Source organism: Actibacterium mucosum KCTC 23349 (assembly GCF_000647975.1).
GTDB classification, from domain to species: domain Bacteria; phylum Pseudomonadota; class Alphaproteobacteria; order Rhodobacterales; family Rhodobacteraceae; genus Actibacterium; species Actibacterium mucosum.
In genome coordinates this window covers 211,688-236,800 of sequence record NZ_JFKE01000004.1, presented here as the reverse complement: position 1 = coordinate 236,800, position 25,113 = coordinate 211,688, and the positions used below count along the sequence as shown (strand labels likewise).

26 protein-coding genes are annotated in these 25,113 nt (G+C 62.6%); 23 read left to right on the top strand and 3 right to left on the bottom strand.

Annotated elements, in window-relative coordinates:
• Positions 1-65 precede the first annotated feature (65 nt).
• The 14 genes from ACMU_RS10375 (at position 66) to ACMU_RS10310 (ending at position 15,428) form a co-directional block, all read left to right on the top strand.
• Positions 66-836: an IclR family transcriptional regulator gene (locus ACMU_RS10375; RefSeq protein WP_035259266.1), complete on the top strand. Its 771-nt coding sequence runs from the start codon at positions 66-68 to the stop codon at positions 834-836.
• A 182-nt stretch (positions 837-1,018) separates the two neighbouring features.
• Positions 1,019-2,050, top strand: coding sequence for a sugar ABC transporter substrate-binding protein (locus ACMU_RS10370; RefSeq protein WP_035259265.1), 1,032 nt, complete (start codon positions 1,019-1,021; stop codon positions 2,048-2,050).
• An 80-nt stretch (positions 2,051-2,130) separates the two neighbouring features.
• Positions 2,131-3,147, top strand: a complete 1,017-nt coding sequence (locus ACMU_RS10365) for an ABC transporter permease (RefSeq protein WP_051588258.1) — start codon at positions 2,131-2,133, stop codon at positions 3,145-3,147.
• A 4-nt stretch (positions 3,148-3,151) separates the two neighbouring features.
• Positions 3,152-4,138, top strand: a complete 987-nt coding sequence (locus tag ACMU_RS10360) for an ABC transporter permease (RefSeq protein WP_035259262.1) — start codon at positions 3,152-3,154, stop codon at positions 4,136-4,138.
• Positions 4,135-5,664 (top strand): sugar ABC transporter ATP-binding protein, encoded by a 1,530-nt coding sequence (locus ACMU_RS10355; RefSeq protein ID WP_051588257.1) that lies wholly within the window; start codon positions 4,135-4,137, stop codon positions 5,662-5,664. Before ACMU_RS10360 ends, ACMU_RS10355 begins: the two co-directional genes overlap by 4 nt.
• Positions 5,665-5,667: 3 nt before the next feature.
• Positions 5,668-6,681: an aldo/keto reductase gene (locus ACMU_RS10350; RefSeq protein WP_035259260.1), complete on the top strand. Its 1,014-nt coding sequence runs from the start codon at positions 5,668-5,670 to the stop codon at positions 6,679-6,681.
• A gap of 19 nt (positions 6,682-6,700) precedes the next feature.
• The gene (locus ACMU_RS10345) at positions 6,701-7,705 is read left to right on the top strand and encodes an aldo/keto reductase (protein WP_035259748.1); all 1,005 of its coding nucleotides are present in this window, start codon (positions 6,701-6,703) and stop codon (positions 7,703-7,705) included.
• An 18-nt stretch (positions 7,706-7,723) separates the two neighbouring features.
• Positions 7,724-8,575 carry an amidohydrolase family protein gene (locus ACMU_RS10340; RefSeq protein WP_035259259.1) on the top strand — a complete coding sequence of 284 codons (852 nt, stop codon included), beginning with the start codon at positions 7,724-7,726 and terminating at the stop codon, positions 8,573-8,575.
• Positions 8,576-8,618: 43 nt separating this feature from the next.
• Positions 8,619-9,740, top strand: a complete 1,122-nt coding sequence (locus ACMU_RS10335; RefSeq protein WP_051588256.1) for an aldose 1-epimerase family protein — start codon at positions 8,619-8,621, stop codon at positions 9,738-9,740.
• Entirely contained in the window at positions 9,740-10,888 is a 1,149-nt protein-coding gene (locus tag ACMU_RS10330) for an alpha-hydroxy acid oxidase (RefSeq protein WP_035259257.1), read from the top strand. The genes ACMU_RS10335 and ACMU_RS10330 overlap by 1 nt, the downstream gene beginning before the upstream one ends.
• Before the next feature lie 141 nt (positions 10,889-11,029).
• Positions 11,030-11,959: a sugar ABC transporter substrate-binding protein gene (locus ACMU_RS10325; protein ID WP_035259255.1), complete on the top strand. Its 930-nt coding sequence runs from the start codon at positions 11,030-11,032 to the stop codon at positions 11,957-11,959.
• 57 nt (positions 11,960-12,016) lie between these two features.
• Complete coding sequence (locus tag ACMU_RS10320; protein WP_035259252.1) at positions 12,017-13,009, top strand: ABC transporter permease; 993 nt, start codon at positions 12,017-12,019, stop codon at positions 13,007-13,009.
• The gene (locus ACMU_RS10315; RefSeq protein ID WP_035259250.1) at positions 13,006-14,544 is read left to right on the top strand and encodes a sugar ABC transporter ATP-binding protein; all 1,539 of its coding nucleotides are present in this window, start codon (positions 13,006-13,008) and stop codon (positions 14,542-14,544) included. The genes ACMU_RS10320 and ACMU_RS10315 overlap by 4 nt, the downstream gene beginning before the upstream one ends.
• Positions 14,541-15,428 carry a hypothetical protein gene (locus tag ACMU_RS10310; RefSeq protein ID WP_035259247.1) on the top strand — a complete coding sequence of 296 codons (888 nt, stop codon included), beginning with the start codon at positions 14,541-14,543 and terminating at the stop codon, positions 15,426-15,428. Before ACMU_RS10315 ends, ACMU_RS10310 begins: the two co-directional genes overlap by 4 nt.
• Before the next feature lie 8 nt (positions 15,429-15,436).
• Here ACMU_RS10310 and ACMU_RS10305 read toward each other — a convergent pair whose 3' ends face one another.
• The gene (locus ACMU_RS10305) at positions 15,437-16,204 is read right to left on the bottom strand and encodes an IclR family transcriptional regulator (RefSeq protein WP_035259744.1); all 768 of its coding nucleotides are present in this window, start codon (positions 16,202-16,204) and stop codon (positions 15,437-15,439) included.
• 90 nt (positions 16,205-16,294) lie between these two features.
• Here ACMU_RS10305 and ACMU_RS10300 point away from each other — a divergent pair, with 90 nt between their 5' ends.
• From ACMU_RS10300 to ACMU_RS10290, 3 genes are all read left to right on the top strand, one after another.
• A complete protein-coding gene (locus tag ACMU_RS10300) occupies positions 16,295-17,476 on the top strand; it encodes a mandelate racemase/muconate lactonizing enzyme family protein (RefSeq protein ID WP_161635663.1) in 1,182 nt (393 codons plus the stop codon).
• 112 nt (positions 17,477-17,588) lie between these two features.
• Positions 17,589-18,305: an RraA family protein gene (locus ACMU_RS10295; RefSeq protein WP_035259244.1), complete on the top strand. Its 717-nt coding sequence runs from the start codon at positions 17,589-17,591 to the stop codon at positions 18,303-18,305.
• Entirely contained in the window at positions 18,305-19,330 is a 1,026-nt protein-coding gene (locus ACMU_RS10290) for a Gfo/Idh/MocA family protein (protein ID WP_035259241.1), read from the top strand. The genes ACMU_RS10295 and ACMU_RS10290 overlap by 1 nt, the downstream gene beginning before the upstream one ends.
• On the opposite strand, the gene ACMU_RS10285 is transcribed toward ACMU_RS10290, so the two are convergent.
• Positions 19,323-20,186 carry an NAD-dependent epimerase/dehydratase family protein gene (locus ACMU_RS10285; RefSeq protein ID WP_035259740.1) on the bottom strand — a complete coding sequence of 288 codons (864 nt, stop codon included), beginning with the start codon at positions 20,184-20,186 and terminating at the stop codon, positions 19,323-19,325. The genes ACMU_RS10290 and ACMU_RS10285 overlap by 8 nt on opposite strands.
• A gap of 123 nt (positions 20,187-20,309) precedes the next feature.
• On the opposite strand from ACMU_RS10285, the gene ACMU_RS10280 reads away from it, so the two are divergent.
• A complete protein-coding gene (locus ACMU_RS10280; RefSeq protein ID WP_035259239.1) occupies positions 20,310-20,684 on the top strand; it encodes a methylglyoxal synthase in 375 nt (124 codons plus the stop codon).
• Between the two features lie 66 nt (positions 20,685-20,750).
• Here the strand turns inward: ACMU_RS10280 and ACMU_RS10275 are convergent, their stop codons facing one another.
• Entirely contained in the window at positions 20,751-21,062 is a 312-nt protein-coding gene (locus tag ACMU_RS10275; protein WP_035259236.1) for a hypothetical protein, read from the bottom strand.
• Positions 21,063-21,373: 311 nt separating this feature from the next.
• Here ACMU_RS10275 and ACMU_RS10270 point away from each other — a divergent pair, with 311 nt between their 5' ends.
• The 5 genes from ACMU_RS10270 to ACMU_RS10250 are packed head-to-tail and all read left to right on the top strand — an operon-like array spanning position 21,374 to position 24,927.
• Positions 21,374-21,976: a TetR/AcrR family transcriptional regulator gene (locus ACMU_RS10270; protein ID WP_035259234.1), complete on the top strand. Its 603-nt coding sequence runs from the start codon at positions 21,374-21,376 to the stop codon at positions 21,974-21,976.
• The gene (locus ACMU_RS10265; RefSeq protein ID WP_035259232.1) at positions 21,973-22,746 is read left to right on the top strand and encodes an enoyl-CoA hydratase/isomerase family protein; all 774 of its coding nucleotides are present in this window, start codon (positions 21,973-21,975) and stop codon (positions 22,744-22,746) included. Before ACMU_RS10270 ends, ACMU_RS10265 begins: the two co-directional genes overlap by 4 nt.
• Positions 22,743-24,209, top strand: a complete 1,467-nt coding sequence (locus ACMU_RS10260) for an AMP-binding protein (RefSeq protein WP_035259230.1) — start codon at positions 22,743-22,745, stop codon at positions 24,207-24,209. Before ACMU_RS10265 ends, ACMU_RS10260 begins: the two co-directional genes overlap by 4 nt.
• Positions 24,206-24,571: a MaoC/PaaZ C-terminal domain-containing protein gene (locus tag ACMU_RS10255; protein ID WP_035259228.1), complete on the top strand. Its 366-nt coding sequence runs from the start codon at positions 24,206-24,208 to the stop codon at positions 24,569-24,571. Before ACMU_RS10260 ends, ACMU_RS10255 begins: the two co-directional genes overlap by 4 nt.
• A complete protein-coding gene (locus tag ACMU_RS10250; protein WP_035259226.1) occupies positions 24,568-24,927 on the top strand; it encodes a hotdog family protein in 360 nt (119 codons plus the stop codon). The genes ACMU_RS10255 and ACMU_RS10250 overlap by 4 nt, the downstream gene beginning before the upstream one ends.
• Positions 24,928-25,113: the final 186 nt, after the last annotated feature.

Here is a 25,113-nt window from a genome sequence, read left to right as displayed (position 1 = left end):
TGCGCGGATGTGAAAGGCCGGATTACTATGTGATCCAGTAATTCACTAATCGGTCAGGTCCGCGCATGTCTGTTAAAATTGCAACCACGGCGTTGAAAGCGTTCAACGTGTTGGAATATGTGGCCGAAAGCGAAGCGGATGTTTCGGCCAGCGACGTTGCCGGGGGCACCGGGTTTGATCGCGCCACGTGCTATCGTCTTTTGATGACGCTGAACGAGGCCGGGTACGTCCAACTGGACCCGGCCAATCGCCGCTTTTCGCTTAGCTACAAGGTGGTCTCGCTGGCCCGGCATATCCTGCAGGAAGACCGCGAGATCGAGACGGTGCGCGACGTGATGCGCCAGATTGCCCGCGAAACCACCGAGGGCTGCCACTATTCCGTGCTGGATGGCGACTATTCCGTGATCACCTTGCGGGAAAGGGGCAAACAGGTGGTGACGGTTGATTTCGCCGTCGGCGAACGGGCCGAGCTTTATACAACAGCCGGTGGCAAGGCGATGCTGGCCTTTCAGGACATCCGCGAGATCCAGCGCTATCTGGCGGGCACAATGAAAAGCAAAACCGCCCACACCATTGTCGAGCCGCAGACCTTGCGGCAGGAGCTGATCTCGATCCGCTCGCACGGGGTGGCCTATGACAACGAGGAACTGATGGCGGGCCTGCGCTGCGTCGCTGCCCCGGTGTTCGAGGCCGACGGTACCGTGCGGTCCACCATCGCCCTGTCGGGCCCGGTCAGCCGCTATACCGACACCCGAATCGCCGAGCTGGAAAAGGTGCTGCGGGCCGGCGCGCGCGAGCTGACACGCCGTCGTGGCGGCCCGGAATGGTCCGTTTGAGGTTATATAGTGAACACGTTGTCATCATGCAAACACGTAACACCCCGCAAACGCCGTGTTCGCATGTTTAACCGCGGATTTCGGAAGGCAGTTCGGATTGGCCTTTGTCCAACAACCTGACTTCCCTACCGTTAATGACAGGCGACGGAGGGGTCGCCCCTGCGTTTTCTTGGGAGGAAAGCATGAAAATGACGAAACTGAGTGTAATGGCCCTGGCCGCTGTGGCGGGCTTCACAACGGCTGCAACGGCTGAAACCAAAGTGGCACTGGTCCCCGGTGGCCCGCACCCGTTCTTTGCCAACTGGGAAGGTGGCGGTGTGGATGCCGTTTCCGACTTTGGCGTGGCTGCATCTGACTATCGTGTTCCGCAAGAGTGGAAGCTCGACATGCAGAACAAGATGCTGGAAAGCCTGGTCAGCCAGGGCTACAACGCATTCGCCGTATTCCCCGGCGATGCAAACGGCACCAACGCCATGGTGTCCGAGCTGAAGGACTTTGGCGCACCGACCGTATCGATCGCCGGCTGCACACAGTCGCCCAGCCCGGTAGAATTCTGCCTGGCCACCGACGTGTACAAATCGGCCTATATGGGCACGATGGCCCTGATCGAGGCGATGGGTGACGAAGGCAAGATCGTGCACGAAACCTCGCTGCTGATCGACCCGAACACCCAGCTGCGTGTTGCCGCGGTTGAGCAGGCGATTGCCGACGCTCAGGCTGATGGCAAAAAGGTCGAGCTGTACCAGCACCTGACCGACGTGGACGACCAGGAAAAGGCCGACCAGAAAATCAACGCTCTGCTGGCTGGTAAAGCCCACGAGTTTGACGGCCTGGTATCGACCGCATGGGTGGCTTCGGTTGTGACCTCGAAAGCGCTGCGCGCCTCGAACAACGAAGACCTGAAGTTCATCGCGATCGACCACGACAAGATCGTTCTGGATGCCATCCGTGATGGCGTGATCCAGGGCACGATGCTGCAGAACCCGCATGGTCAGGCCTATATCGCCACCTATGCGCTGGACAAACTGCTGAACGGCTGCTCGATCAAGGCAGACGCCCCGTTCACGCCGACCCCGCAGCACGAAACCTTCATCGACAGCGGCACCATGCTGGTTACCAAAGACAATATCGGTAACTGGGAAGCTGAAATGAAGGCGGTCACTGACGAGATTATGGCCACGTTCGACGAGAAATTCCTCGACTGCGCAAGCTAACGCCATGATCCGCGAAGCCCCGGCTCCTTGTTCTCCCCGTTCGGGGCTTCGCACCACTTAATTCTGCAGGAATGTCAAAAATGACAGCCACCCAACTGGAAACGGACATGTCCCCGCCCGATCGGCGGGGTGCCGCGTTCAAAGACATGCTCTCGCGCCTTGCGAAATCGGCCGGACTGGCCTTGGTCGTGGGCCTTTTGATCTTTGTCTTCGTGAACTGGGCCGATGGTTTCACTGGTAAATTCAACCTGTTCAACCTGACGCGCAACCTGAGCGTTGCGGCTGTGGTTGGCTTTGGCATGATGGTTGTTCTGGCTCTGGGTCACATGAACCTTGCGCTGGGATCAACGGCGTTGGCGTCGGTTATGATCATGGGCTGGGTTATGAAGGTTGCCGCCTTGCCGGTGCCCGTGGCGGTGGGCTGCGGCTTGGCCGTTGGCACGTTTCTGGGGCTGATCAACGGCTGGCTGATCGTCAAGACCAAGCTGCATTCCTTTATTATCACGCTGGCGACGGCATCGATGTTTCTGGGCGCGGTGCTGATCGTGTTCCGCGCCGGGCCGATCAGCGACCTGCCGCGCGAGTTTACCGGCATTTCGAAGACCCGCTATTTCGGCTGGGTGTCCGGGATGTTGTTGATCACGGCCGTGACGGGCGTTGTGCTGGGCGTGATGTACAAATTCACCACGCTGGGCCGCCAGATGCTGGCCACTGGCGCCAACGCGGATGCGGCCGAGCTGTCGGGTATTCCGGTCAACCGCGCGATCTTGATTGCGCACGGGCTGTCGGGCTTTCTGGCCGCACTTGCGGGTGTGATGTTCACGGCGCGGCAGGGATCGGCGTTGCTGTCGACGGGCGAAGACTGGCTGCTGGCCTCGTTCCTGGCGCCGCTTTTGGGCGGCACGTTGCTGGCGGGCGGCTATGTGTCGGTGCTGGGCGCGTTTCTGGGCGCGATGCTGGTGGGCATTCTGCAAAACGGGCTGGTGCTGATCGGGGTGCCGGATTTCTGGGTGGAGTTCGTGCTGGGCCTGACCCTGCTGGCCACCGTTTCCTTGGACAGGCTGCGCGAGGTGATCTCGGCGCGCCGCGGGAACTAGAACAATGAAAAAGCAATCACTTACACAACGTTTTCTGGCGGCGGAATGGTCGTCGCTGCTGATCGTGGCGCTGATCATGATGGCGATCATGACGATCATCACCCCGCGCTTTCTGAACTTTGACAACCAGGCGATCCTGACGCGCAGCCTTGCGCCGCTGTTGATCGTGGCCTTCGCGCAGGCGATCGTGATCGGCATTGGCCAGATGAACCTGGCTGTGGGGGCCATCGGCGGCATGGTCGCGGTGTTCTTTGGCGGCATGATGGAGGTCTGGGGCCTGCCCATTCCGGTGGCCATCGGCATCGGGTTGCTGTGCGGGCTGGCGGCCGGGGTGCTGAACGGGGCGGTGATCGCCTATTCGGGCATCAACGGCTTTATCGTGACGCTGGCGACGCTGTCGATTTTCAAGGGTCTGAACCTGGGCGTAACCAAATCGATCCCGTTTTATGAAATGCCGCAGGCGCTGCAATGGTTTGGCGAGGCGCGCGTGGGCCCGTTTGCGATGATCCTGATCGTGCCGGTGATCTGCGTTGTCGCGCTGGCGTGGTTTCTGAAATACAGCCTGGCCGGGCGGCAGATTTTGGCGGTGGGCGGCAATGCCCACGCGGCGGGTCTGGCGGGCATCTCGGTCAACCGGGTGACGATCATGGCGCATGCGATCTCGGGCGCGTTGGCCGGGATCGCGGGCATGTTGTCGGTGGCGCGTCTGGGGGTGGGGCAGCCCACCATTGGCGGCGACTGGCTGCTGGCCTCGTTCGCGGCGCCGGTGATCGGCGGGGCGATCCTGCTGGGCGGGCATATCCCGGTAATCGGCACCATTCTGGGTGTGCTGGTGATCATCCTGATCGAGAACCTGTTGGTCCTTTACGGCGTTGATCCGCAATATAACGAGTTCTTCGTGGGCGCGCTGATCCTGTTGGCCGTTGGCTTTAACCATTGGCGCAGCCTGCGGGCCGAGGCCGCCTATAAGCTGCAGGAGGGCCAGGCATGAGCACCCCCGCCATCAAGATCGAACACGCCACCAAACGGTTTCCGGGTGTTCTGGCACTGGACGATGCGCATCTGGAATTGCGTCCGGGCGAGATTCACGCCCTGTTGGGTGAAAACGGTGCCGGCAAGTCGACGCTGATCAAGATCATCACCGGCGTGCATGAACCGACCGAGGGCACGGTTTATGTCGACGGGCAGCCGACCGTGTTCAAGTCACCCCATGACGCCATGGGCGCGGGCATCGGCGCGGTGCACCAGGAACGCAACCTGATCCCGCGGTTCTCGGTGGCCGAGAACATCATGCTGGAGGCCACGCCAACCCGCGCGGGGCAGGTGGATTACCCCGAAATGCGCAGGCAAGCGCAGCATTGGCTGGCCGAGCTGGATCTGGACATTGACCCCGACCTGCCGGTGCACCGTTTGTCGGTGGCGCAGATGCAGCTGTTGGAAATTGCCCGTGCGCTGTCGCTGGAAAGCAAGATCCTGCTGTTGGACGAGCCCACCGCCAGTATCACCGATCACGAGGTTCAGGTGCTGTTCACCTTCCTGCGCAAGCTGAAGGAAAAGGGCGTTGCGATCCTTTTTGTCAGTCACAAGCTGGAAGAGGTGTTCGAGATTTGCGACCGGGTGACCGTGCTGCGCGACGGGCGCAATGCCTGCGCCAGCGTGCCGATCGAAGAGCTGAACCGCGACCGCGTAGTGGCCCATATGGTGGGCCGTGAAAACGCGCTGTCGGATCTGGGTCACCGCGCCGAGGTGGATGCGCCGGTCAAGCTGGAACTGAAAGACGTGTCCACCGTGGCGGGCCATAAAGACATCAATTTCACCGCTCGTAAGGGTGAAGTGCTGGGGTTTTATGGCCTTGTGGGGGCCGGGCGGTCGGAACTGGCGCGCGCGCTGATCGGGGCGGACAAGATGTCGGGCGGTCAGGTGCTGATCGACGGGGTCGAGGCAAAGATCCCGAACGTACAGACGGCCCTGCGCAAGTACCGCATGGGCTATGTCAGCGAAGACCGCAAAGGTGACGGCCTGATCCTGGCGCATTCGGTGGCCGAAAACATCGGCGTGACCATCTGGCACAAGATCGCGCGTCTGGGCGGGTTCGTCAGCGATGCCATGCAACGCGCCGCCGTGGGCAGCTATGTGGACCGGTTGGAGGTGAAAACCCCGTCGCTGCGCCAGCGCTTGGGCAACCTGTCGGGTGGCAACCAGCAAAAGGTCTCGGTCGCCAAATGGCTGGCTGCGCAGACCGAGATCCTGATCATTGACGAGCCGACAGTCGGTGTGGACATCCGCACCAAGGGCTATCTGCACAAGCTGATCTGGGAAGTGGCCGACACGGGCGTGACCGTTCTGGTGATCAGTTCCGACATGCCCGAGATCGTGGCCGTCGCCGACCGTCTGATCGTGATGAACGAGATGGCCGTGGTCGCCGATTTGCCCAATACGCGCAATTACGACGAGATGAGCCCGCGCATCATGGATGCCATCGTGACCTCGTCTTCGGACTATAAGGAAAGCGCCTGAACCATGGCCGATCCGAACGAAAAGGTGGCCATTGGCAGCACCGGCGTGACGGTGACGCGGCTGGGCCTTGGCAGCACGCCCTTTGGCAACCTGCTGTCCGAGGTCAGCACGAAAAGCGCCGCAGAAGCCATTGAAACAGCGTGGGATTTGGGTATTCGCTACTACGATACCGCGCCGTTTTACGGCTATGGCCTGGCCGAGGAGCGGATCGGTGCAGGGCTGCGTACCCATGACCGTGCGGCGTTCACGTTGTCGTCGAAAGTGGGCCGCCTTGTGCGCCCGGGCAAACGCACCGCGCCCGACGAGGTGCAGCCCAATGGTGAGCCGTTTTATTACGCCAAGCCGGATATGATGCTGGTCAGCGACTATTCCTATGACGGCGCCATGCGGTCGATCGAGGAATCGCTGATCCGCCTGGGTCAGGACCGCATCGACATCGCCTATATCCACGACCCCGACCTGCATTTTGACGATGCGGTAAACGGGGCCTGCAAAGCGTTGGTGGAGCTGCGCGATCAGGGCGTGGTCAAGGCCATCGGCGCCGGCATGAACCAATGGGAGATGCTGGGCGATTTTCTGGACCACGTGGATTTCAACATTGTTCTGCTGGCGGGGCGCTATTCGTTGCTGGAACAACCGGCCTTGGCGTCGTTCCTGCCGAAATGCATGGAAACCGGCTGCCGGATTGCGCTGGGCGGGGTGTTCAACTCGGGCCTGTTGGCCGATCCGCGGGGCAACGCGACCTATAACTATCAACCCGCCGCGGCGGAGCTGGTGGATCGAGCGTTGAAGATCGAGGCGATCTGCAACGATCACAATGTACCGCTGAAGGCCGCCGCACTGCAATTCCCGCTGGGCCACCCGGCCATTGCCAGCGTTCTGATCGGCGTGCGCAGCGCCGCCGAGGTGATGGAAAACCACACGAACTTTCGCATAGAGATCCCCGCCGCCCTTTGGGAATCGTTGAAATCCGAGGGGCTGTTGGGCATGGATTGCCCTGTGCCTTCTGCGATTTGACCTACAACAGGATGATATGATGCCAAATGCTGCCACCCGCGTTGCCCTTGGAAATACCGGCCTGAAGGTCAGCCAACTGGCCCTTGGCACCGCGCCTTTGGGCAACCTTCTGGCCGAGATCCCCGAAGACCAGGCCGAGGCCGCCTTTGCCGCCGCGCTGGATGCCGGAATCAACTATATCGATACCGCGCCGTTCTATGGCTATGGCCTGGCCGAGGAGCGCGCGGGCCGTGCGCTGCAGGGCCGCAACCGGTCCGATTTCGTGATTTCCACCAAGGTGGGCCGCCTGATCCGCCCCGGCGAACGCTCGGGCGCCGAGGTGTTTGACGGCGGCAAGTCGTTTTACCTGGCCAAGCCCGGCATGATGACCCAGCGCGACTATTCCTATGACGGGGTGATGACCTCGCTAGACGAAAGCCTGACGCGGCTGGGCACCGATTACGTGGACCTGCTGCATATCCACGACCCCGATGATCACTTTGACGAGGCGGTTAAAGGCGCCTATCCGGCACTGGCCAAGCTGCGCGAAGAGGGCGTGATCAAAGGCGTGTCGGCCGGCATGAACCAGTGGGAGATGCTGTCGAACTTCATGGATCACGGCCATTGGGACGCGTTCCTGTTGGCCGGGCGCTATACGCTGCTGGATCAGACAGGCCTGCCCGAGCTGCTGCCCAAATGCGTGGACGCGGGCACCGCGATCATTGCGGGTGGGGTTTACAATTCCGGCCTGTTGGCCGATCCGCGCCCCGGCATCACCTATAACTACATGCCCGTGACCGAGGATATTCTGGCCCAGGCGCTGCGGATCAAAGCCGTGTGCGAGGCGCATGACGTGCCGCTGAAGGCCGCCGCGATCCAGTTCCCGCTGGCCCATCCGGCGGTGCCGACCATCCTGACCGGCGTGCGGTCAGCAGACGAATTTACCGAGAACCTTCAACTGTTTGAGACAGATATTCCCGATGCGCTATGGGGGGATTTGCGGGCCGAGGGCCTGTTGCCAGCCGACGCGCCAACCCCGGCTTAAGATCAAAAAGAGGACGCCATGAAGATCGACGCGCATCACCATTTCTGGAACCCGAACGAACGGGACTATTACTGGATGGGCGGGGAGGAACTGGCCTCGATCCGCCGGCCCATCGGTCCCGACGACATGGCGCCTTTGCTGGACAAGGCCGGGATCGGTGGCACGGTTTTGGTACAAACCATCCCATCGCTGGACGAAACCCGCGATTTCCTGCGTGTCGCGGCCGAGGTGCCGTTTGTGAAGGGCGTGGTTGGCTGGGTGGACCTGACCGACCCCAATGTGGGCGACACCATTGCCGCGTTGCAGGCGGGCCCGGGCGGGGCGTTCCTGAAGGGTATCCGCCATCAGGCGCATGACGAGGATGACAAGGGCTGGATGGCGCGCGCGGATGTGATCGAGGGCGTACGCGCCTGCGGGGCCGCCGGCCTGGTTCAGGATCTGCTGCCCAAAGAGCCCGAACTGCCGGCCTGCATCACCTGCGTGGATGCCTTGCCGGATGTGACGTTCGTGGTCGACCATATCGCCAAGCCGCGGATTGCCGATGGCGCGATGGAGCCTTGGCTGGACCGTATCACCGAGATCGCCAAGCGCCCGAATGTCTATTGCAAGCTGTCGGGCATGGTGACCGAGGCCGACTGGACCGGCTGGTCGGTGGACGATCTGCGCCGCTATGCCGATCATGTGCTGGCGCTGTTTGGCCCGGATCGCGTTATCTTTGGCTCGGACTGGCCGGTTTGTCTGTTGGCTGCGGAATATGCCGATGTGGTGGGGGCCGCCGAAAGCCTGATCGCGGGTCTGACCGAGGATCAGAAACGCGCGGTGCAGGGGGGCAATGCAGCACGGGTTTACGGATTGGACCTTGGCGCGTAAGGTTCGCAATTGAACTGACCCTATCCAAATACGGAACGAACTCATGGTGCACATCCTTGGCCAAACCCTGAACCGTCGCCAGTTGGCAGAACGTGTTGGCGATTTGCGGCAGGTCTTTGGTGTGGAACTTTCCACGCTGGACAATGGCCTTGAGCGCGGCAACCGCGTGCTGCGGTTCAATACCGGCGGTGGGCTGGAATTTGACGTGATGGTTGATCGCGCCATGGATCTGGCTGGCATGCGCTATCACGGGGTGCCCATCGGCTGGCACTCGCCCGCCGGGTTCAAATCCCCCGCGCTGACCGAGATCGAGGCCGAGGATGGCTTTGGCTGGATGCGGTCGATGTCGGGGTTGATGAACAGCTGCGGGCTGGACCATATCCACGCGCCCGAGGTGGACGATGCCAGCCATTTCAACCACCCGCCCAAGCCGACAATCACCCATGGGCTGCATGGCCGCATCGCCTATCTGCCCGCCACGCTGACCGGTTACGGCACAAGGTGGGACGGCGACCGGGCGTTTCTGTGGGCCACGGGCGAGGTGCGGCAGGGCGCCGTGTTCGCGGAAAACCTGGTGCTGGAACGCCGGATCGAGGTTGAGGTTGGCACCGCCACGATCCGCTATAACGACACGGTGCGCAATCTGGGCTTTGACCCCACGCCGCATGCCTATCTGTGGCATGTGAACATGGGCTGGCCGCTGGTAGATGCGGGCACGCGGGTGCGGGCGCAGATCGACAAGACCGGATGGACCCTGCGCGCCGATGCCGAGGGCGAGAAGGGCGCGTTTGAAATGGCGCCGCCTTTGCATCCCAGCACGCAGCAGGTCTTTGACCACCATATGCGCGCCGGGGCGGACGGCACCACGCGCGCGGCGATGATCAACGACACGCTGGCCGTGCCCGGCGGGCAATCGGGGCTGGCGCTGGAGCTGGCGTGGGATGCGCGGGTAATGCCATCGATGTGCGAATGGCAGTTCTTCAAAAAAGGCAACTATGTCGCCGCGCTTGAACCGTGTTCAACCCGCATCGGCAGCCGCAAGGACTGGCGCGAGCGTGAAGAGTTCGCGATCCTTGGATATGATGAAACGGTGGACTATTTCCTGGAACTGACGCCGCATTTAGGCCCCAAGGCCATAGACGCGCTTGAAGACCGGATCGGCTGATGGGCCTGGACCCGCGCCTGACCGATATTGTGGCGCTGCGCGAACGCGCCCGGCGCCGTATTCCGCGCGCCATTTTTGACTATGTCGATGGCGGATCCTATACCGAAAGCACCCTGTCGGAAAACCGCGTGGCGCTGGACCGGCTGCGCCTGAAACAGCGGGTGATGCGCGATGTGTCAAACCGCGACCTGTCGACCACGATCCTGGGCCAGAACGTCCCCGCGCCGATGATGATGGCGCCCACAGGGTTGACCGGGCTGGTGCATCCCAATGGCGAGGTTGAGGCGCTGAAAGTGGCGCATCGGCAGGGGCTGCCGTTCATCCACTCGACCTCGGCCATTTGCTCGGCCGATGATCTGGCCGAAGGCGCGGGCGTGCCATATTGGTTTCAGGTCTACATCATGAAAGACCGCGATTTTACCCGCTACTTGCTGGACATGGCCAAACGGTCGGGGGCCACGACGCTGGTGATCACGGTGGACCTGGTTGTGAACGCGCTGCGGCATCGCGATGCGGTGAACGGGTTGTCGGTGCCGCTGCGGTTGACGGGGCGCTCGGTGCTGGACGGGATGACCAAACCGGGCTGGGCGCTGCGCATGCTGCGGGCCAAGCGTGTGGGGTTTGGCAACTACGCGGGTTACCTGCCCAAGGGCACCGGCACGCAGTCCATGGCCAAATGGGTGGCCACGCAGTTCGAACCGCTGTTGACGCCTGAGGCCATCGGCTGGATCCGCGACGCATGGGACGGGCCGATTGTGATCAAGGGGATCATGACGCCCGAGGATGCACGTCTGGCCGTTGATTACGGCGCGCAGGGCATCGTGGTGTCGAACCATGGCGGCCGGCAGTTGGATGGTGGTCAGGCCACCATCGACGCGCTGCCCGCCATCGCCGCCGAGGTGGGCGGGCAGGTGCAGGTCTATGCCGATAGCGGCATTCGCACCGGCGCCGACATCTTTCGTTTTCTGGCGCGCGGGGCGGATGCCTGCCTGATCGGGCGGGCGGCGCTTTATGGCATGGGCGCGGCGGGCCCCGCAGGGCTGGAACACGCGCTGACATTGCTGCGCAACGAGCTGGATGTGGCCATGGCCTTGACGGGTTGCCGCAGCCTGTCAGACATCTCGCCCGATCTTCTGATCCAGGACTGAGATTTTCCTTTGTGAATCGTTGACATGGCCCCGTGATCTCCGCCATAGTTCATATATGGTCCTATATGTTTCATATTTGACCAAGCTTGTGCGGCCGGAGGGGAGACCGGCCGCAAAAGCGTCTAACTGGGAGGAGAGATTATGAAACTGATTAAAACGGGTGCTCTGGCACTGGCGATCGCCGCGGCGCTGACAGGGGCCGAAACCGCGCAGGCCGAGGACAAAAAGCGCATTGTCTTCGTGTCGGGCATTGTGGGCCTGCCGGTTCTGCAGCCGGCACGGATTGGCGCGCAGGAGCGCGGGGCCGAGCTGGGCTATGACGTCAGCTGGGTGGGCCCGACCGAGTTTTCCGAGGCCGAGATGGTTAACCAGATGGAGATTGCGCTGGCCGAAAAGGTCGATGCAGTGATCACCAGCCCGACCAATCCGTCGGTGTTCCGTCCGATTTACCAGAAGTTCCAGGAAGCCGGCATTCCGATCGTGAACGCCATTCTGGACGCGCCCGATGATGAGGACCTGCGGATTGCCTATATCGGCACCGATCAGCAGCAATACGGCATCAACGCCGCCCATCACCTGGCCAAGCAGACCGGTGAAAAGGCCAGCATCGCGGTTTTCATGACCACGCTGGACATGGGCAACCAGGTTGCGCAGTTGGCTGCGTTTGAAGAGACGATTGCCGCCAACTATCCCGATATGGAAGTTGTCGTGAAAGAGCCCAACAACTCGGACGCGATCATGGCTGCCGAGAAGGCCGGCACGGTCTTTTTGACCTATCCCGAAGTGAACGCCGTGTTCTGTCTGGAAGTGGCCTGTGGCCCCGCCGCTGCGCAGGTGATGCGCGAGACCGGCAAGACCGGGGTTACGGTTCTGGCCATTGACGATGTCGACGACACGCTGGGCGCGATCCGCGAGGGGCTGGTCTGGGGAACCATGACGCAGGACTTCTATCGCATGGGCTACGAGTCGGTTGGCTTTGTGCATGACTATCTTAACGGCAAAGACGTGCCGTCGATCACGGACAGCGGCACCGTTCTGGTCACTGCTGAAAATATCGACAGCTACAAGTAACCAAAATTGGGGGCGGCGCCCGTCGCCCCCGAACCCACTGGGGAAGGGACATAACGCATGGCGCAGACAGAAGCGGCAGCGGGCGAACCACGGGGCGCAAAAGCGGCCCTTTCGCGCATTTTTAAAGCCGAAGAGCTGGGCATTCTGTTGGTTCTGATCGGGCTGGTGGTGATCGTGGCGCTGATCAAGCCGGTCTTTGTCAGCCAGGCCAACCTGATCAACATCCTGCGGGCGGCGGCCTTTCCGTTCATCATCGCGATTGCCATGACCTATGTGTTCATCGGCGGGCAGTTTGACCTGTCGGTGGGGCCCATCGTGGCGCTGGGCGGCGTGGCGTCGGGTATGATGGTGATCCATGGCGGGGTGCCGGTGCCGCTGGCGGTTATTGGCACGCTGATCCTTGGCGCGGGCATCGGGTTCACCAGCGGGTTTCTGGTGGCCGTCTTCGCCATCCCGGCGCTGATCGTGACATTGGGGATGTTATACGCGGTGCGCGGCGTGGTGCTGATCCTGACCAAGGGGCAGCCGGTTTACCCGCTGCCGCCCGAGTTCACCATCATGGGGCAGGGCACGCTGGGCCCGTTGCCCTATCCGGTGGTGATCGGGATTGTGCTGGCCATCTTCGCGCATCTGGTGCTGAAACACACGACCTATGGCCGCAATGTCTTTGCGATGGGCGGCAACAAGGAAACCGCGCGCCTGGCGGGGGTGCGGATCACGCGGCTGACGATCTCGGTCTTTATGCTGACGGGTATGGCGGCGGCGCTGGCGGGTATGCTCAGCGCGGCGCGGTTCTCGTCGGCCACGTCTAACGCGGGCACGGGGATGGAGCTGTTGGTGATCGCCTCGGTCATCATCGGGGGCACGTCGCTGTTTGGCGGGGCGGGGTCGATCCTGGGCACAGCCATTGGCACGCTGATGATGACGGTGATCAAGAACGCCATGGTGATCCTGCGGATCGACGTCTATTGGCAGGACCTTGTCGTGGGCATCGTGATCATTGCCGCCGTGGGGCTGGATCAGCTGCGGCGGCGAAGGGTGGGCCTGTGACCCCCGCGCTGCAAATGACCAATGTCACCAAGCGCTACGGCGCGGTGGTGGCGTTGGAGGATGTCTCGCTGGACGTGCGGCCGGGCGAAATCCTGGGCCTGTGCGGCGAAAACGGCGCGGGCAAGTCGACGCTGATGAAATGCCTGTCCGGCAGCATCTATGCCCGCGATTTCGACGGTGAGATTGCGCTGGGTGGCGAGGTTGTGCGCTTTGGCTCGACGCTGGAGGCGGAGCGCGCCGGGATCGAGATGATCTATCAGGAGGTCAGCCTGCATCTGGACCTGTCGATCGCCGAAAACATCTATCTGGGCCGCATGCCGACGCGCGGGGCGGGGTTGATCGACTGGCCCGCCGTCTATCGCGGCGCGCGCGAGGCGCTGGCGATGGTGGGGTTGGAGCTGAACCCGCGCGCCACGGTGCGCGGGCTGTCGACCTCGCAGCAGCAGATGATTGCCATCGCGCGGTCGGTCATTCGCGGGCCAAAGATCCTGGTGCTGGACGAGCCGACCTCGGCGCTGACCGCGACCGAGGCCGACAAGCTGTTCAAGATCCTGCACAACCTTCGCGACCGTGGCGTGGCATGCATCTATATCTCGCACAAGATGGACGAGGTATTTGCCTTGTGCGACCGGATCACGGTGCTGCGCGACGGGCGGTTCGTGGCGACCCACAAAGTGGCCGACGTGGCCACCGATCAGGTGATCGCAGACATGGTGGGCCGGCAGCTGGATGCGTTGTATGTGCATAATGCACCGATGCCCGGGCGCGAGCTGTTGCGGTTAGAGGATATCGATGTGCGCCACCCCACGCGGGCCGACCGATTGCTGGTCGAGGGTGCCTCGCTGACATTGCGGGCGGGTGAGATCGTTGGGTTGTTCGGCCTTGTCGGGGCCGGGCGCAGCGAGCTGATGAGCGCCGTTTTCGACGGCAGCTATCGCCAGACGGGTCGCCGCCAAGGCCGTGTCTTTGTGCGCGGCGACGAGGTTGTCATCCGCAGCCCCGCAGACGCGATCAACCATCAGATTGCGATGCTGACCGAAGACCGCAAGGTCTCGGGCTTTGTCGGCACGATGAACATCACCCGCAACATCACGCTGGCCGCGTTGAACCGTGTGGCACGGGGCGGGGTGATTGATGGCGGGGCGGAACGCAGCCTTGCGCACGACCTTGCAACCCGGTTGTCGCTAAAGGCCGCGGGGCTGCGCGCTTCGGTCCTCAGCCTGTCGGGGGGGAACCAGCAAAAGGTTGTACTGTCGAAATGGCTGGCGTCCGAGCCGCAGATTCTGATCCTTGACGAACCAACGCGCGGCATCGACGTGGGCGCCAAGGCCGAGATCTACCGGTTGATGAGCGAATTGGCGAATAAAGGGCTGGGCATCATCCTGATCTCGTCGGAAATGCCCGAACTGCTGGCGATGAGCGACCGCGTGGTGGTTTTGGGCGAAGGGCGCGTACAAGGGACGTTTGATCGGGCCGAGATCACGCAGGACAAGCTGCTGCAAGCGGCATCGGGTCAGCCGGGCGTGGCCGCATGAGCGGCTCGGCTGCCACTGACCGCGCGGCCAGCCTGCCGGCCGGTGCACCCGCCGGGGCGCGGGGCATTTGGCTGCGTGATGGGGATCTGGCGGCCTTCGTGGCCAACAAGCCGCATCCGCGCGTGTTGTTCTTTGGACCAGCTGACGGCGCCTCGATGCTGGCACCGTATCAGGGGCATGAATACTATGGCATTCGCAGCTGGTTCATGGAGCCCGAGCAGACGCCGGTCTCTGGCCTGCCGGCACTGGTGCCTTCGCGCCTGACGCGGCTGGCCATGTCTGCTGCACGGGTGGATACCGGCAAAGAGCAGGTGTCGGGCCTGTCGCTGGGCATGACCTGCGTGTTAGAGGACAAAGCGCTGCAGATCACGCATCGGTTTGTCAACGAGACCAACCGCACAAGGCGACTTGCACCTTGGGCGATCACCGCCGTCGCGCCAAGTGCCGGATGGGGTGTTGTTCCGTGGCCGGCGGGTCCGCGACGGGTGCTGGTGATCAATGCCGAGGCGCGGGTGACCGATCCGATCCTGCATCACAGCGAGCCCGGGCTGGTGTTGGATTTCGCCGCCATGCCGGACGCGCCATTTATCAAGGTTGGGCTGGATGCCGATTGTGGCTGGCTGGCCTGTGTGGGGCCTGACGCCGGGCTGCGGTCCGAAGTGGCGCATCAGCCCGGCTGCCATTACCCCGAAGGCGGCGGAACCGTCACGATGTTCCGGTCAGGCCCCATGGATGGCGCCGAGTTTGCCGAGATCGAGAACGTCGGCCCGCTGCAAACTCTGGCCCCCGGCGAGGCGATGGAACTGCACCAGAAACTGACCTTGCGGCCGGGGCTGGATGGCATGGGACCATCGGCGTGGCTGGCATTGCAGGAGCCGGAATGAAAGCCGTTCTAAAGGCGCGGCGGCGGCAAGTCGGCCGAGATCGCCCCCGCCGTGGTGATCACCGCGTTGCGGAACGCCTCACGTTGGACCGTGTCGATGCCCGACAGGAACGGGCAGGAAAGCGCGGCCAGCGTCACGCCGGAATGGTCGGTGACGGGGGCGGCATAGGCCTCGATATTGGGAGTGAATTCGCCCAGATCCTCGGCCCAGCCGCGGGCGCGGATCTGCGCGCATTCGGCGCGCAAACCAGCCTCGGAGGCAATGGTATGCGACGTATAGGTGGCCATGCCACCGGCCAGCATCTGATCCAACAGCGGGATGGGCATATGCGCCATCAGCACCTTGCCCGCAGCGCCCGCATGCAGCGGGATGCGCTGACCGGGTGCCACGCTCAGCGACAGGCCCGGCACGCCGGTGGCCGTGGCAATGACCAGCGCGTTGTCGCCATCCACAACCGACAGTTTGGCCGACTGCCCGGTGGCCTGCGCAAGCCGATGCAGATGCGGCTGCGCCAGCGCGCGCAGGTCGGCATGGGTGTTCTCGGACACAACCCGGCTGGCCAGTGTCAGCAGGCGCGGTCCCAGCGTATACGAACCCGCGGCGTCGCGCCGCACCATCTGATGCAACTCAAGCGAGTTCAGGATGCGATAAACCGTGGTGCGCGGCAGTCCCAAAGCCGTCACCAGATCGCGGATACGCATACCTTCGGGGCGTTGCTCCAATTCGGCGAATACCGCCATAGCCCGATCCAGCGCGGGGATTTTATTTCGCTCCAAAGCGTGCGCGGTGGCTTGGTTTGTGGCGCTCAACGGGTCTATCCTGTCAGTTATGGTTAGGTTCGTTCATATATGAACAAAGGAGATACCGTGAATTCCATCGCACCGCAATCCCTGACACGTCCCCGCCTGTCGCAGCTTGATCTGCACATGGTAGGCGCCACGTGGTGCAACTATCTGTTCGTTCAGCTTACAACCGACGAGGGCGTGACGGGGCTGGGCGAGGCGACGATGCAATACCAGTCCAAGGCGGTGGCCGCGGCGGCAGAGCATCTGTTTGAACGCTATCTCAAGGGGCAAGACCCGTTCGAGATCGAACGCGCGATTGCCGTTATGTATCGCGAAGAATATGCGCGCGGCGGTCCGGTGCTGAACAGCGCCATTGCCGGGCTGGAAATGGCCATGTGGGACATTTGCGGCAAGATCACCGGCCAGCCGGTTCATCGCCTGCTGGGCGGGGCGGTGCGTGACAGCGTGCCCGCCTATGCAAATGCTTGGTTCGGCGGTGCCGAGACCGAAGAGGATTGGGCGTCGGCCGCTGTCTCTGCCGTGGCGCGCGGCTATGAAGCGCTGAAATTTGATCCGTTCTGGCCCGATGGGCGTGACCCGTCACCGCGTCGTCTGCGCGTCGGTCTGCGGATCATTCAGGCGGTATCGGATGCGGTTGGACCCGACATTCGTTTGCTGATCGACGGGCATGGGCGGTTCTCGCCCGGAACGGCTGCGGAACTGGCCTATGGTATGTCGGAACTGGGCGTGCATTGGTTCGAAGAGCCGGTTGACCCCGAAAACTTTGGTGCGCTGGGCAATGTGCCCCGTGCGCCAGGCCTGCGCATTGCAGCGGGCGAACGGTGCTGGTCGCGCTACAAGGTGCCGGCGCTGATTGCGCAGGGGCGCCCCGACGTATTGCAGCCTGACCCGATACAGGTGGGCGGCATTCTGGAATCGCGCAAGATCGCCGCGATTGCAGAAAGTCATTACCTGCCGGTCAGCTTCCACAACCCGTTTGGCCCTGTCGCCACGGCGGCGGTGGTGCAGCTGGACGCGGGCATCACCAATATGTACCTGCAAGAGGCATTCTGCGAATTTGCAGACCCGCTGTGGTTCGATGTGCTGAAGAACGCACCGCGCCCGGTGAATGGCAGTTTCCCGGTCTCTGATCAGCCCGGATTGGGCGGGATCGAGCTGAACATGGATGCGGTGGCCGAACATCCGTATCGCGACGGGGCCTATATCTCGATCTGGGGTGGCAGCCGGGACTTCAACGACTGAAGCGAAGGGTTGACGCCGGATACGCTCCGGTGTCTAATTCATATTAGACCACCTTCGGTTCAGATTTGAAACAATTCAGCCCAACATGGGCCAAGCTGGGTAGGAACTCCAAATGTCCGATGGATCCAACAATATTGATGCGAAGATTGCCGAAACGGCGGCACGGTTCCGCGAGATTTACACGGCGGCGATTTACGACATTCTTCAGGAAATGGGCCATGTGAACCAATGCCTGGACCTGGGCATTAAGCCGCTGGAGCGTGACATGAAGGTCGCCGGTCCGGCCTTCACCATCGCGGGCCACCCTGATCCGGTCACCGATGAGGAATACGTGGCCAAGGGCAATCAGCGTCTGTTGGATTTCGAATATATCGACAAGATGTATCCGGGTTGCGTGGTGGCCATTTCGGCCGGGGGCGAGGACAAGGCCGGCCATTGGGGCGAGTTGATGAGCAACGCCGCCAAGGCCTCGGGCGCCGTGGGCGCGGTGATGGATGGCGGCTGCCGCGATACCGCGCTGGTGCTGGAGATCGACGATTGGTCGCTGTTCACCCGCTATATGTCCCCGATCGAGGGGCGTCTGCGGTATCGCGTGCGCGACTATCAGAAACCCATCGCCATGCGCGGCTCGCTGACCGACCAGGTGCGGGTTGATCCCGGCGACTGGATCGTTGGCGACGCAGACGGAGTGATCGTGATCCCCGCCGACATGGTCGACAAGGTTCTGGAAGAGGCCGAGCGCCGCAAGAAAACCGAAACCGACGCCCGCAACGACATCCGCAATGGCGAGCCGATCAAGGCTGTGCTGGACCGTTACGGGGCGTTCTGATGCCCACGCCAGATGGCAAGATCCGCTGGGGCATCTCGTCAACCGGGTGGCTCAGCGAAGAACGGATGATGCCCGCGATCCAGCGGTCCGAACTTGGGGTGCTGGGTGGGCTGGTATCGCGCCGGCCCGATCACGCCCGCGCGGTGGCCGACCGGTTCGGCATCCCCAAGGTTTATCCGGATATGGCCGCGATGCTGGCCGACCCTCAGATCGACGCCGTCTATAACGCGCTGCCCACCGGCCAGCACGTGCCGGTGGTGTTGCAGGCCGTTGCCGCCGGCAAGCCGATCCTGTGCGAAAAACCGCTGGGTATGGATGCCGAGGATATTCGCCCGCTGCTCAACCTGCCCGCCGGGCACCCGCAGGTGATGGAGGCCTTCATGGTCCGCCACCACCCGCAATGGGCCTATCTGCAAGACCTTGTCACCAAAGGCGATCTGGGCAAGCTGCGCTGCGTTCAAACCTCGTTTTGCTATTTCAACGACGACCCCGGATCGGGCACCAACCGGGTGGATGACGGCGGCGGCGCGCTGTTGTTCGTGGGCTGCTACACGGTGCTGGCGGGGCGTCTGCTGTTTGGCCGCACACCCGAACGGGCGCTGATGCAGGGCACCATCGACCCGCGGTTTGGCACCGATACCGACATCTCGGGCATCCTCGATTTCGGTGCGGGTCAGGTGCTGAATTTCTATTGCTCCACCCACGCGGCGTGGAACCAGCACCTGCGTCTGATCGGCGACCGCAAATGGGTGCATGTGGACATCCCCTATAATACGCCCGAAACCGACCCGACCTGGCTGGAGGTTGACGCTAGCGGCAGCCGCAACAAGGACCGGGTTGAGCGGGTGGAATTCCCAGCTTGCGATCACTACGCGGCCGAGGCCGACGCCTTTGCCCGCGCGGTTCTGGACGGCGCGCCCGCGCCTTATTCAATTGCCGATGCGGCCGAGAATATGCGGGTAATCCGCGCGCTGCAGATCTCGATGGCGCAAAGCCGCTGGATCCCCCTGACCGAGGTCAGCTGAGGATATCGCGCCACGAGATTTTCGGCGCCCATCCAAGCTGTGCCTTGGCCTTGGACAGGTCCATCGGGCTGCCAAATTCCGGCAGGTTGTCGGGCAGGGCGGTCGCGGGGAAATGTTCGGCGAACAGCGCGGCAGTGGGCGTGTCCATCACCGTGTCGGCGGCGGCGATGTTAAAAACCTCGGCGCCCGAAATTTCAGCGGTTAGCCCGGCCATCACCGCCGAAACTACATCGCGGATTTCGACGTATTTCCAAAGGATTGCGCGCCGTTCGCTGGCATCATCCTGCGCGGCGCGGAACAGATCGAAATCGCCGCTTTCGGCATAAACCACATGGGCCAGCCGCAACCCGATCAGGGTGATCGGAAATTGTGCGGCGAATTGCTGTGCCAGCCCCTCGCAGGCCAGTTTCGACATTGCATAGGCGCATTGCGGCATGGCCGCGTCGGTTTCTGCAATCGGCAGCCGTTCAGGAGCGACCTTGTCGTAAGGAAACCCCTGCACGGTCTCGCTGGACGCCCAGACAACCCGTTCGATGCCCAGCTGCGCGGCGGCCTGGAACACGTTGAACGTGCCCACGGTGTTGTTGGAAAACCGGTCCGCGCCGGTGAAAAAGTCCAGATCAGGCCAGGGGTTGGCGCCAAAATGCACCACCGCGCCACAGCCATGCAGATTGGCGACAACATCGCCGTATTGGGCTAAATCCACTTGTCGGCTGGGGGTATAAAACGGGTTGTCTGGCGCGGCGACATCAATGCGCACGACGTCGTGGCCCGCGCCCTCCAACGCATCGCAGATATGCCGACCTGTCCGTCCCAGCGCACCGGTCACCGCAACGGGTTTCTCTTTTGAAATCATGGCCCTGTCCTCCAACGACATCATAACCTGCGCGTGCCCTTCCGCCAATCCGAAGCACGCCTACGGTACGATTTTCTTTTGCCTCGTTATGCGCTAACACCGGGGAGGACAAAGGGGACCACGATGGCTGAGATTCACCTGGCGCTGGTGGCGCATGATGCAAAGAAAGACGCGATGGTTGAATGGGCGCGGCCGCGGTTGGCGCAACTGCAGCAATGCACGCTCTATGGCACCGGGACCACGGGGGGACGGTTGCAGGATGAGTTGGGGCTGAGCGTTACGCGGATGAAAAGCGGGCCTTTGGGCGGCGATGCGCAACTGGGGGCGATGATCGCGGAAGGCCGGCTTAACGCGTTGATTTTCTTTACAGATCCCTTGTCAGCATTGCCGCATGACGTGGATGTCAAGTCGTTGTTGCGGCTGGGGGTCTATTACGACACCCCCCTGGCCATGAGCCCGTCCACGGCCACGATGGTTCTGGACGGTCTGGTCCGATAACACTTTGATTACAAACAAAAACAGGGGCCGTTTGGCCCCTGTTTCCGTTGAGCGGTGGTCTGAAGCTTACTTCAGGCCTTCGTTGTTGTCGTCATCTTCGGCATAGATCGTTGCGAAGATGGCGGCTGCGCGGTCGCTGCCTTTGGTCGAAACGGCGCCCAGCAGGCCGTCGTTGTTGCTGTCATCCTGTGCTTCGATCACGGCGAAAACGGCGTCAGCAGCAGCCGAACCTTTGGTCGAAACAGAAGTCAGCAAGCCTTTGTTATTGCTGCCATCCTGGGCTTCGATCGTGGCGAAAATGTCGGCGGCCGAAGGGGCGGCAAAAGCCGGAGCAGCAGCAGCAAGGATCAGGGCGGTGGCGGTTGCGAATTTGGTCATTTTAGTCTCCATCTGATTTTGGTCTCGCGGGTCTTTCCCGCTTGGATGAGAGACATTTGGGGTGGGGTGTTCCGTTCTTCAATGCGCGGAAGGTGGAATTTCATCGTTTTTCTGCGCACATGTGCACACATACCCGTGAGCCCGTGTTACATTGAAACGTAACCCATTGGAAAGGAACCAAAACTTACAACTCTTCTTGCAACTTTCCACCGGCGGAATCCGCGAAGTTTAAACTTTCGCTCCGCAAATTCGTTGCATTCATCGACAAATCGCCTAAACATGACAGTTGATTCATGTTTTAGGAGACCTGCGTGACAGCCTCGCTTGCCGAACCCAACCTGCCGAAAACCAAGCGGGGTCAACAGACCCGCGCCGCGATCCTTGACGCGGCAGAGCGGGTGATCGGGGCCGAGGGGTTCTCGGCCGCGTCGATCGCGGGGATCACGCGTGAGGCAGGGATCGCGCAGGGCACGTTCTATATCTATTTCGAAAGCAAGGAGCAGGTGTTCCGTGAGCTGGTTCTGGAGATGGGGCGGCTGACGCGTGAAAACCTGGCCGCCGCCGTGTCCGGTACCAACAGCCGGTTGGAGGCTGAACGCGCCGGCCTGCTGGCCTTTCTGAACTTCGTGCGCGGGCGGCCCAGCCTTTACTCCATCGTCGAAGAGGCGCGCTTTGTCGATCTGGAGGCCTATCGCGCCTATTTCGGCGCCTTCGCGCAGGCCTATGCGCAGAACCTGGATGCCGCCAGCGCCAAGGGACAGCTGCGCCCCGGCAATACCGAAATCCGGGCATGGGCGCTGATGGGGATGGCCAAGACACTGGGCGAACGCTTTGCGCTGTGGGATCCCGACAGCGATCTTGAAGGGATCGTAGATGACGTGCTGGACATGATCGAACACGGTCTGGCCCCATGACATCACCGGTTCTTTGGGAGGAGGAGAACGGGTTTGTCACGCTGCGCCTGAACCGCGCGGCGCGTTGCAACGCGTTGACCGGAGAATTGTTGGAAGCCTTGGAAGAGGTGCTGGACCGTGCCGCCAATGCGCCGCCCAAAGGGGTGATCCTGACCGGGGTTGGCCCGCATTTTTCCACCGGCGGCGATGTGGCGGCCTTTGCCGCGGCGGTGGAACGGGGCGAGGGCCGGGCCGAAGCGACCCGCGTGGTCGGCGCGCTGCACCGGGTGATCGTGGCGCTGTTGCAATTGCCCGCCCCGGTGATGGTGGAACTGCGCGGGGCCACCACGGGTGGTTCGGTTGGGCTGGTTCTGGCCTCGGACATGGTGGCGATGCACGCGGCCGCGTTTCTGCAACCCTTTTACAGCGTCGTGGGGTTTGCGCCCGATGGTGGTTGGACCGCCCTGATGCCGGAGCGGATTGGTTCGGGGCCTGCGGCGGCGGCGTTGATGCTGAACCGGCGGATCAGGGCGGACGAGGCGCGCGCGCTGGGTCTGGCGACCGAGCTGGGCGACGACCCGTCGGCGATCACGGCCCGCTGGCGCGCCACGCTGGACGGGCACCGGGCCGGGGCGATGGCAACGGCCAAGGCGCTGATCTGGGACGCGCCGCGTTTGGCCCGCGTACGCGCCGGGCTGGATGCCGAACAGGCGGCGTTCGAAGCGCGGATCGAGGACGAAGAAACCAAATTAGGTATGCGTGATTTTCTGGGGGAGAGAAGTTCAGCATGAGCCTGACAACGGATTTATGCGCACAACGTGCGGCGCTGAGCCCCAATGCGGTGGCTTTTGTCGATGACGAAACCGGGCAGCGCGTGACCTTTGCCGAGGTCAACGATCAGGCCGCGCGGCTGGCGGCGGCGTGGCGCGCACAGGGTGTGCCCGAAGGCGCGCGGTTGGCGGTCTTGTGCCAGAACTGCATCGGGTTCTTCGTGGCCCTGTTCGCGGCGCAGAAATCGGGTCTGATCCTGGCTCCGTTGAACTGGCGGCAGCCGGTGGCGGAACTGGACGAGGTTGTCGCCTCGGTTTCGCCCGCAATGATCCTGCACGACCCCGAGCACGCGGAACCGGCGGCCGAGCTGGCGGCGCGGCACGGCATGGCGGTGCTCGATCTGTGGGATATCGACGGGTATTGCAGGGATGCCGTACCGTTGCCACCCGCCGATGTTGATGAAACCGCGCCTTGGTATCTGTTGTTCACATCGGGCACCACGGGCACGCCCAAGGCGGTGATCCAGACCGCGCGCATGGGGTTGGCCAATGCGATGAACGTGGCGCAGGCGACGGGATTGGGCCCCGATGCGACGCATCTGAGCTTTCTGCCGCTGTTTCATACCGCGGGGATCAACCTGTATACGCTGCCGGTGTATCTGTTCGGTGGGCGCACGCGGATTTTGCGCAAGTTCGACGCCGAAGCGGTTCTGGGCCTGATGACTTCGGGGGCGTGTAGCCATTTCTTTGGTGTGCCGGCGGTATATCAGGCGTTGTCGTTGTTGCCCGCGACCGAGCAGGCGGATCTAAGCGGGTTGCGGGGGCTGGGGTGCGGCGGTGCGGCTTTGCCGGCCGATCAGGTGCGGTTCTTTGCCGAGCGCGGCGCGGTGATCCAGGCCGGCTTCGGCATGACCGAGACCGGGCCGATGGGGTTTCTGACCGACAAGGATGTGGCGCTGCGCAAGATCGGCTCGGTCGGGCGACCGCAGATGCTGACCGAGGCGCGGGTTGCCGGCGGTGGCGAAACGGGCGAGCTGCAACTGCGCGGGCCCACGATCACGCCGGGCTATTTCAACAACCCCGCGGCCACCGAGGCGGCGTTTACCGATGATGGCTGGCTGAAGTCCGGCGACGTGGTGCGCCGCGATGCCGAGGGCGACTATTTCGTCGTGGACCGGATCAAGGACATGTATATCTCGGGCGCCGAGAACGTTTACCCGGCCGAGGTTGAACGCGTGCTGGTGGCCCATGAAACGGTGCTGGAGGCTGCGGTGATCGGTGTGCCGGATGCGCGCTGGGGCGAGGTGGGCGTGGCCTTCGTGCTGGCCCGGCCGGGCCATGTGCCCGACGCGGGCGCGCTGACCGATTGGTGTCGCGACCGGCTGGCCAAATACAAGATCCCCGTTCGGTTCGAGATGGTTGATGACTTCCCGCGCACCGCATCCGGAAAAATTCGCAAACCGCTGTTGAAGGAGCGCGTATGAGTATCCCCGAAACCCTGCATGCTGCCTGGACCCCGAGCCAGGAGGAATTTGATGTTTTTGCCCGGATCAGTGGCGACGACAACCCGATCCACGTCGACCCCGCGTTCTCGGCCCGGACAAGGTTTGGGCGCACGGTGTCGCATGGGATGCTGATCTATTCCAAGCTTTGGGCGCTGCTGCGATCGGTACACCCCAACGCGCAGCAGGTCAGCCAGTCGATGATGTTCCCGAACCCTTGTTTTGCGGGCGAGGCAGTATCGTTGGAAATTCGGACGCTGGCCAATAATCGCTTCACCATGCAGGCCAAACGGGTCCGCGACGGGGCCGAACTTCTTGTGGGCGAAACGGAGGTGGCACCGTGAAACTGGGTGACTTTGCCGAAACCACCCGTGTTTACAGCGATACGCACCGGGCCGAGTTTGAGACGCTGACCGGGCAAAACGCCGCGGCAGGGACCGTGCCCGAGCCGCTGATTGCCGCCATGTTTTCGTACCTGTTGGGGGTCGAATTGCCTGGTGGTGGCACCAACTACCTCAAGCAGTCGTTGAGTTTTGTCGCGCAAGCGCCGCTGGACGAACCTCTGACCGCGCGGGTGGAAATCACGCGATTGCGGCCCGAGAAACATCTGGTGGACCTTGCTACAACCTGCCGGACGGGTTCAGGAACATTGGTCTGCGAGGGCCGGGCGCTGGTGTTGGCAAAAGACGTGGGCGCGTGACCTGAAGGCGCGCCTTTGGCGCAAGAGAAGCGTTTGCGTTCAGGCCACGCAGGCCCTGGGGCGTTGCCCCAGACCCCGGCGCATTCCCTTGATATGTGGTAAGACCCTGCAGCGTTGCGCCCGCCCGAGCGCCAAAGCCGCAAGGCGACGCGCGAGACAAAAACTTGCGCCGCAAGGCGCGCCTTT

Excerpts from the sequence above, each read along its gene's own strand:
- ACMU_RS10375 (WP_035259266.1), top strand. The coding sequence starts at position 66 with ATGTCTGTTAAAATTGCAACCACGGCGTTGAAAGCGTTCAACGTGTTG.
- ACMU_RS10370 (WP_035259265.1), top strand. The coding sequence starts at position 1,019 with ATGAAAATGACGAAACTGAGTGTAATGGCCCTGGCCGCTGTGGCGGGC.
- ACMU_RS10365 (WP_051588258.1), top strand. The coding sequence starts at position 2,131 with ATGACAGCCACCCAACTGGAAACGGACATGTCCCCGCCCGATCGGCGG.
- ACMU_RS10360 (WP_035259262.1), top strand. The coding sequence starts at position 3,152 with ATGAAAAAGCAATCACTTACACAACGTTTTCTGGCGGCGGAATGGTCG.
- ACMU_RS10355 (WP_051588257.1), top strand. The coding sequence starts at position 4,135 with ATGAGCACCCCCGCCATCAAGATCGAACACGCCACCAAACGGTTTCCG.
- ACMU_RS10350 (WP_035259260.1), top strand. The coding sequence starts at position 5,668 with ATGGCCGATCCGAACGAAAAGGTGGCCATTGGCAGCACCGGCGTGACG.
- ACMU_RS10345 (WP_035259748.1), top strand. The coding sequence starts at position 6,701 with ATGCCAAATGCTGCCACCCGCGTTGCCCTTGGAAATACCGGCCTGAAG.
- ACMU_RS10340 (WP_035259259.1), top strand. The coding sequence starts at position 7,724 with ATGAAGATCGACGCGCATCACCATTTCTGGAACCCGAACGAACGGGAC.
- ACMU_RS10335 (WP_051588256.1), top strand. The coding sequence starts at position 8,619 with ATGGTGCACATCCTTGGCCAAACCCTGAACCGTCGCCAGTTGGCAGAA.
- ACMU_RS10330 (WP_035259257.1), top strand. The coding sequence starts at position 9,740 with ATGGGCCTGGACCCGCGCCTGACCGATATTGTGGCGCTGCGCGAACGC.
- ACMU_RS10325 (WP_035259255.1), top strand. The coding sequence starts at position 11,030 with ATGAAACTGATTAAAACGGGTGCTCTGGCACTGGCGATCGCCGCGGCG.
- ACMU_RS10320 (WP_035259252.1), top strand. The coding sequence starts at position 12,017 with ATGGCGCAGACAGAAGCGGCAGCGGGCGAACCACGGGGCGCAAAAGCG.
- ACMU_RS10310 (WP_035259247.1), top strand. The coding sequence starts at position 14,541 with ATGAGCGGCTCGGCTGCCACTGACCGCGCGGCCAGCCTGCCGGCCGGT.
- ACMU_RS10295 (WP_035259244.1), top strand. The coding sequence starts at position 17,589 with ATGTCCGATGGATCCAACAATATTGATGCGAAGATTGCCGAAACGGCG.
- ACMU_RS10290 (WP_035259241.1), top strand. The coding sequence starts at position 18,305 with ATGCCCACGCCAGATGGCAAGATCCGCTGGGGCATCTCGTCAACCGGG.
- ACMU_RS10285 (WP_035259740.1), bottom strand. The coding sequence starts at position 20,186 with ATGATTTCAAAAGAGAAACCCGTTGCGGTGACCGGTGCGCTGGGACGG.
- ACMU_RS10280 (WP_035259239.1), top strand. The coding sequence starts at position 20,310 with ATGGCTGAGATTCACCTGGCGCTGGTGGCGCATGATGCAAAGAAAGAC.
- ACMU_RS10275 (WP_035259236.1), bottom strand. The coding sequence starts at position 21,062 with ATGACCAAATTCGCAACCGCCACCGCCCTGATCCTTGCTGCTGCTGCT.
- ACMU_RS10265 (WP_035259232.1), top strand. The coding sequence starts at position 21,973 with ATGACATCACCGGTTCTTTGGGAGGAGGAGAACGGGTTTGTCACGCTG.
- ACMU_RS10260 (WP_035259230.1), top strand. The coding sequence starts at position 22,743 with ATGAGCCTGACAACGGATTTATGCGCACAACGTGCGGCGCTGAGCCCC.
- ACMU_RS10255 (WP_035259228.1), top strand. The coding sequence starts at position 24,206 with ATGAGTATCCCCGAAACCCTGCATGCTGCCTGGACCCCGAGCCAGGAG.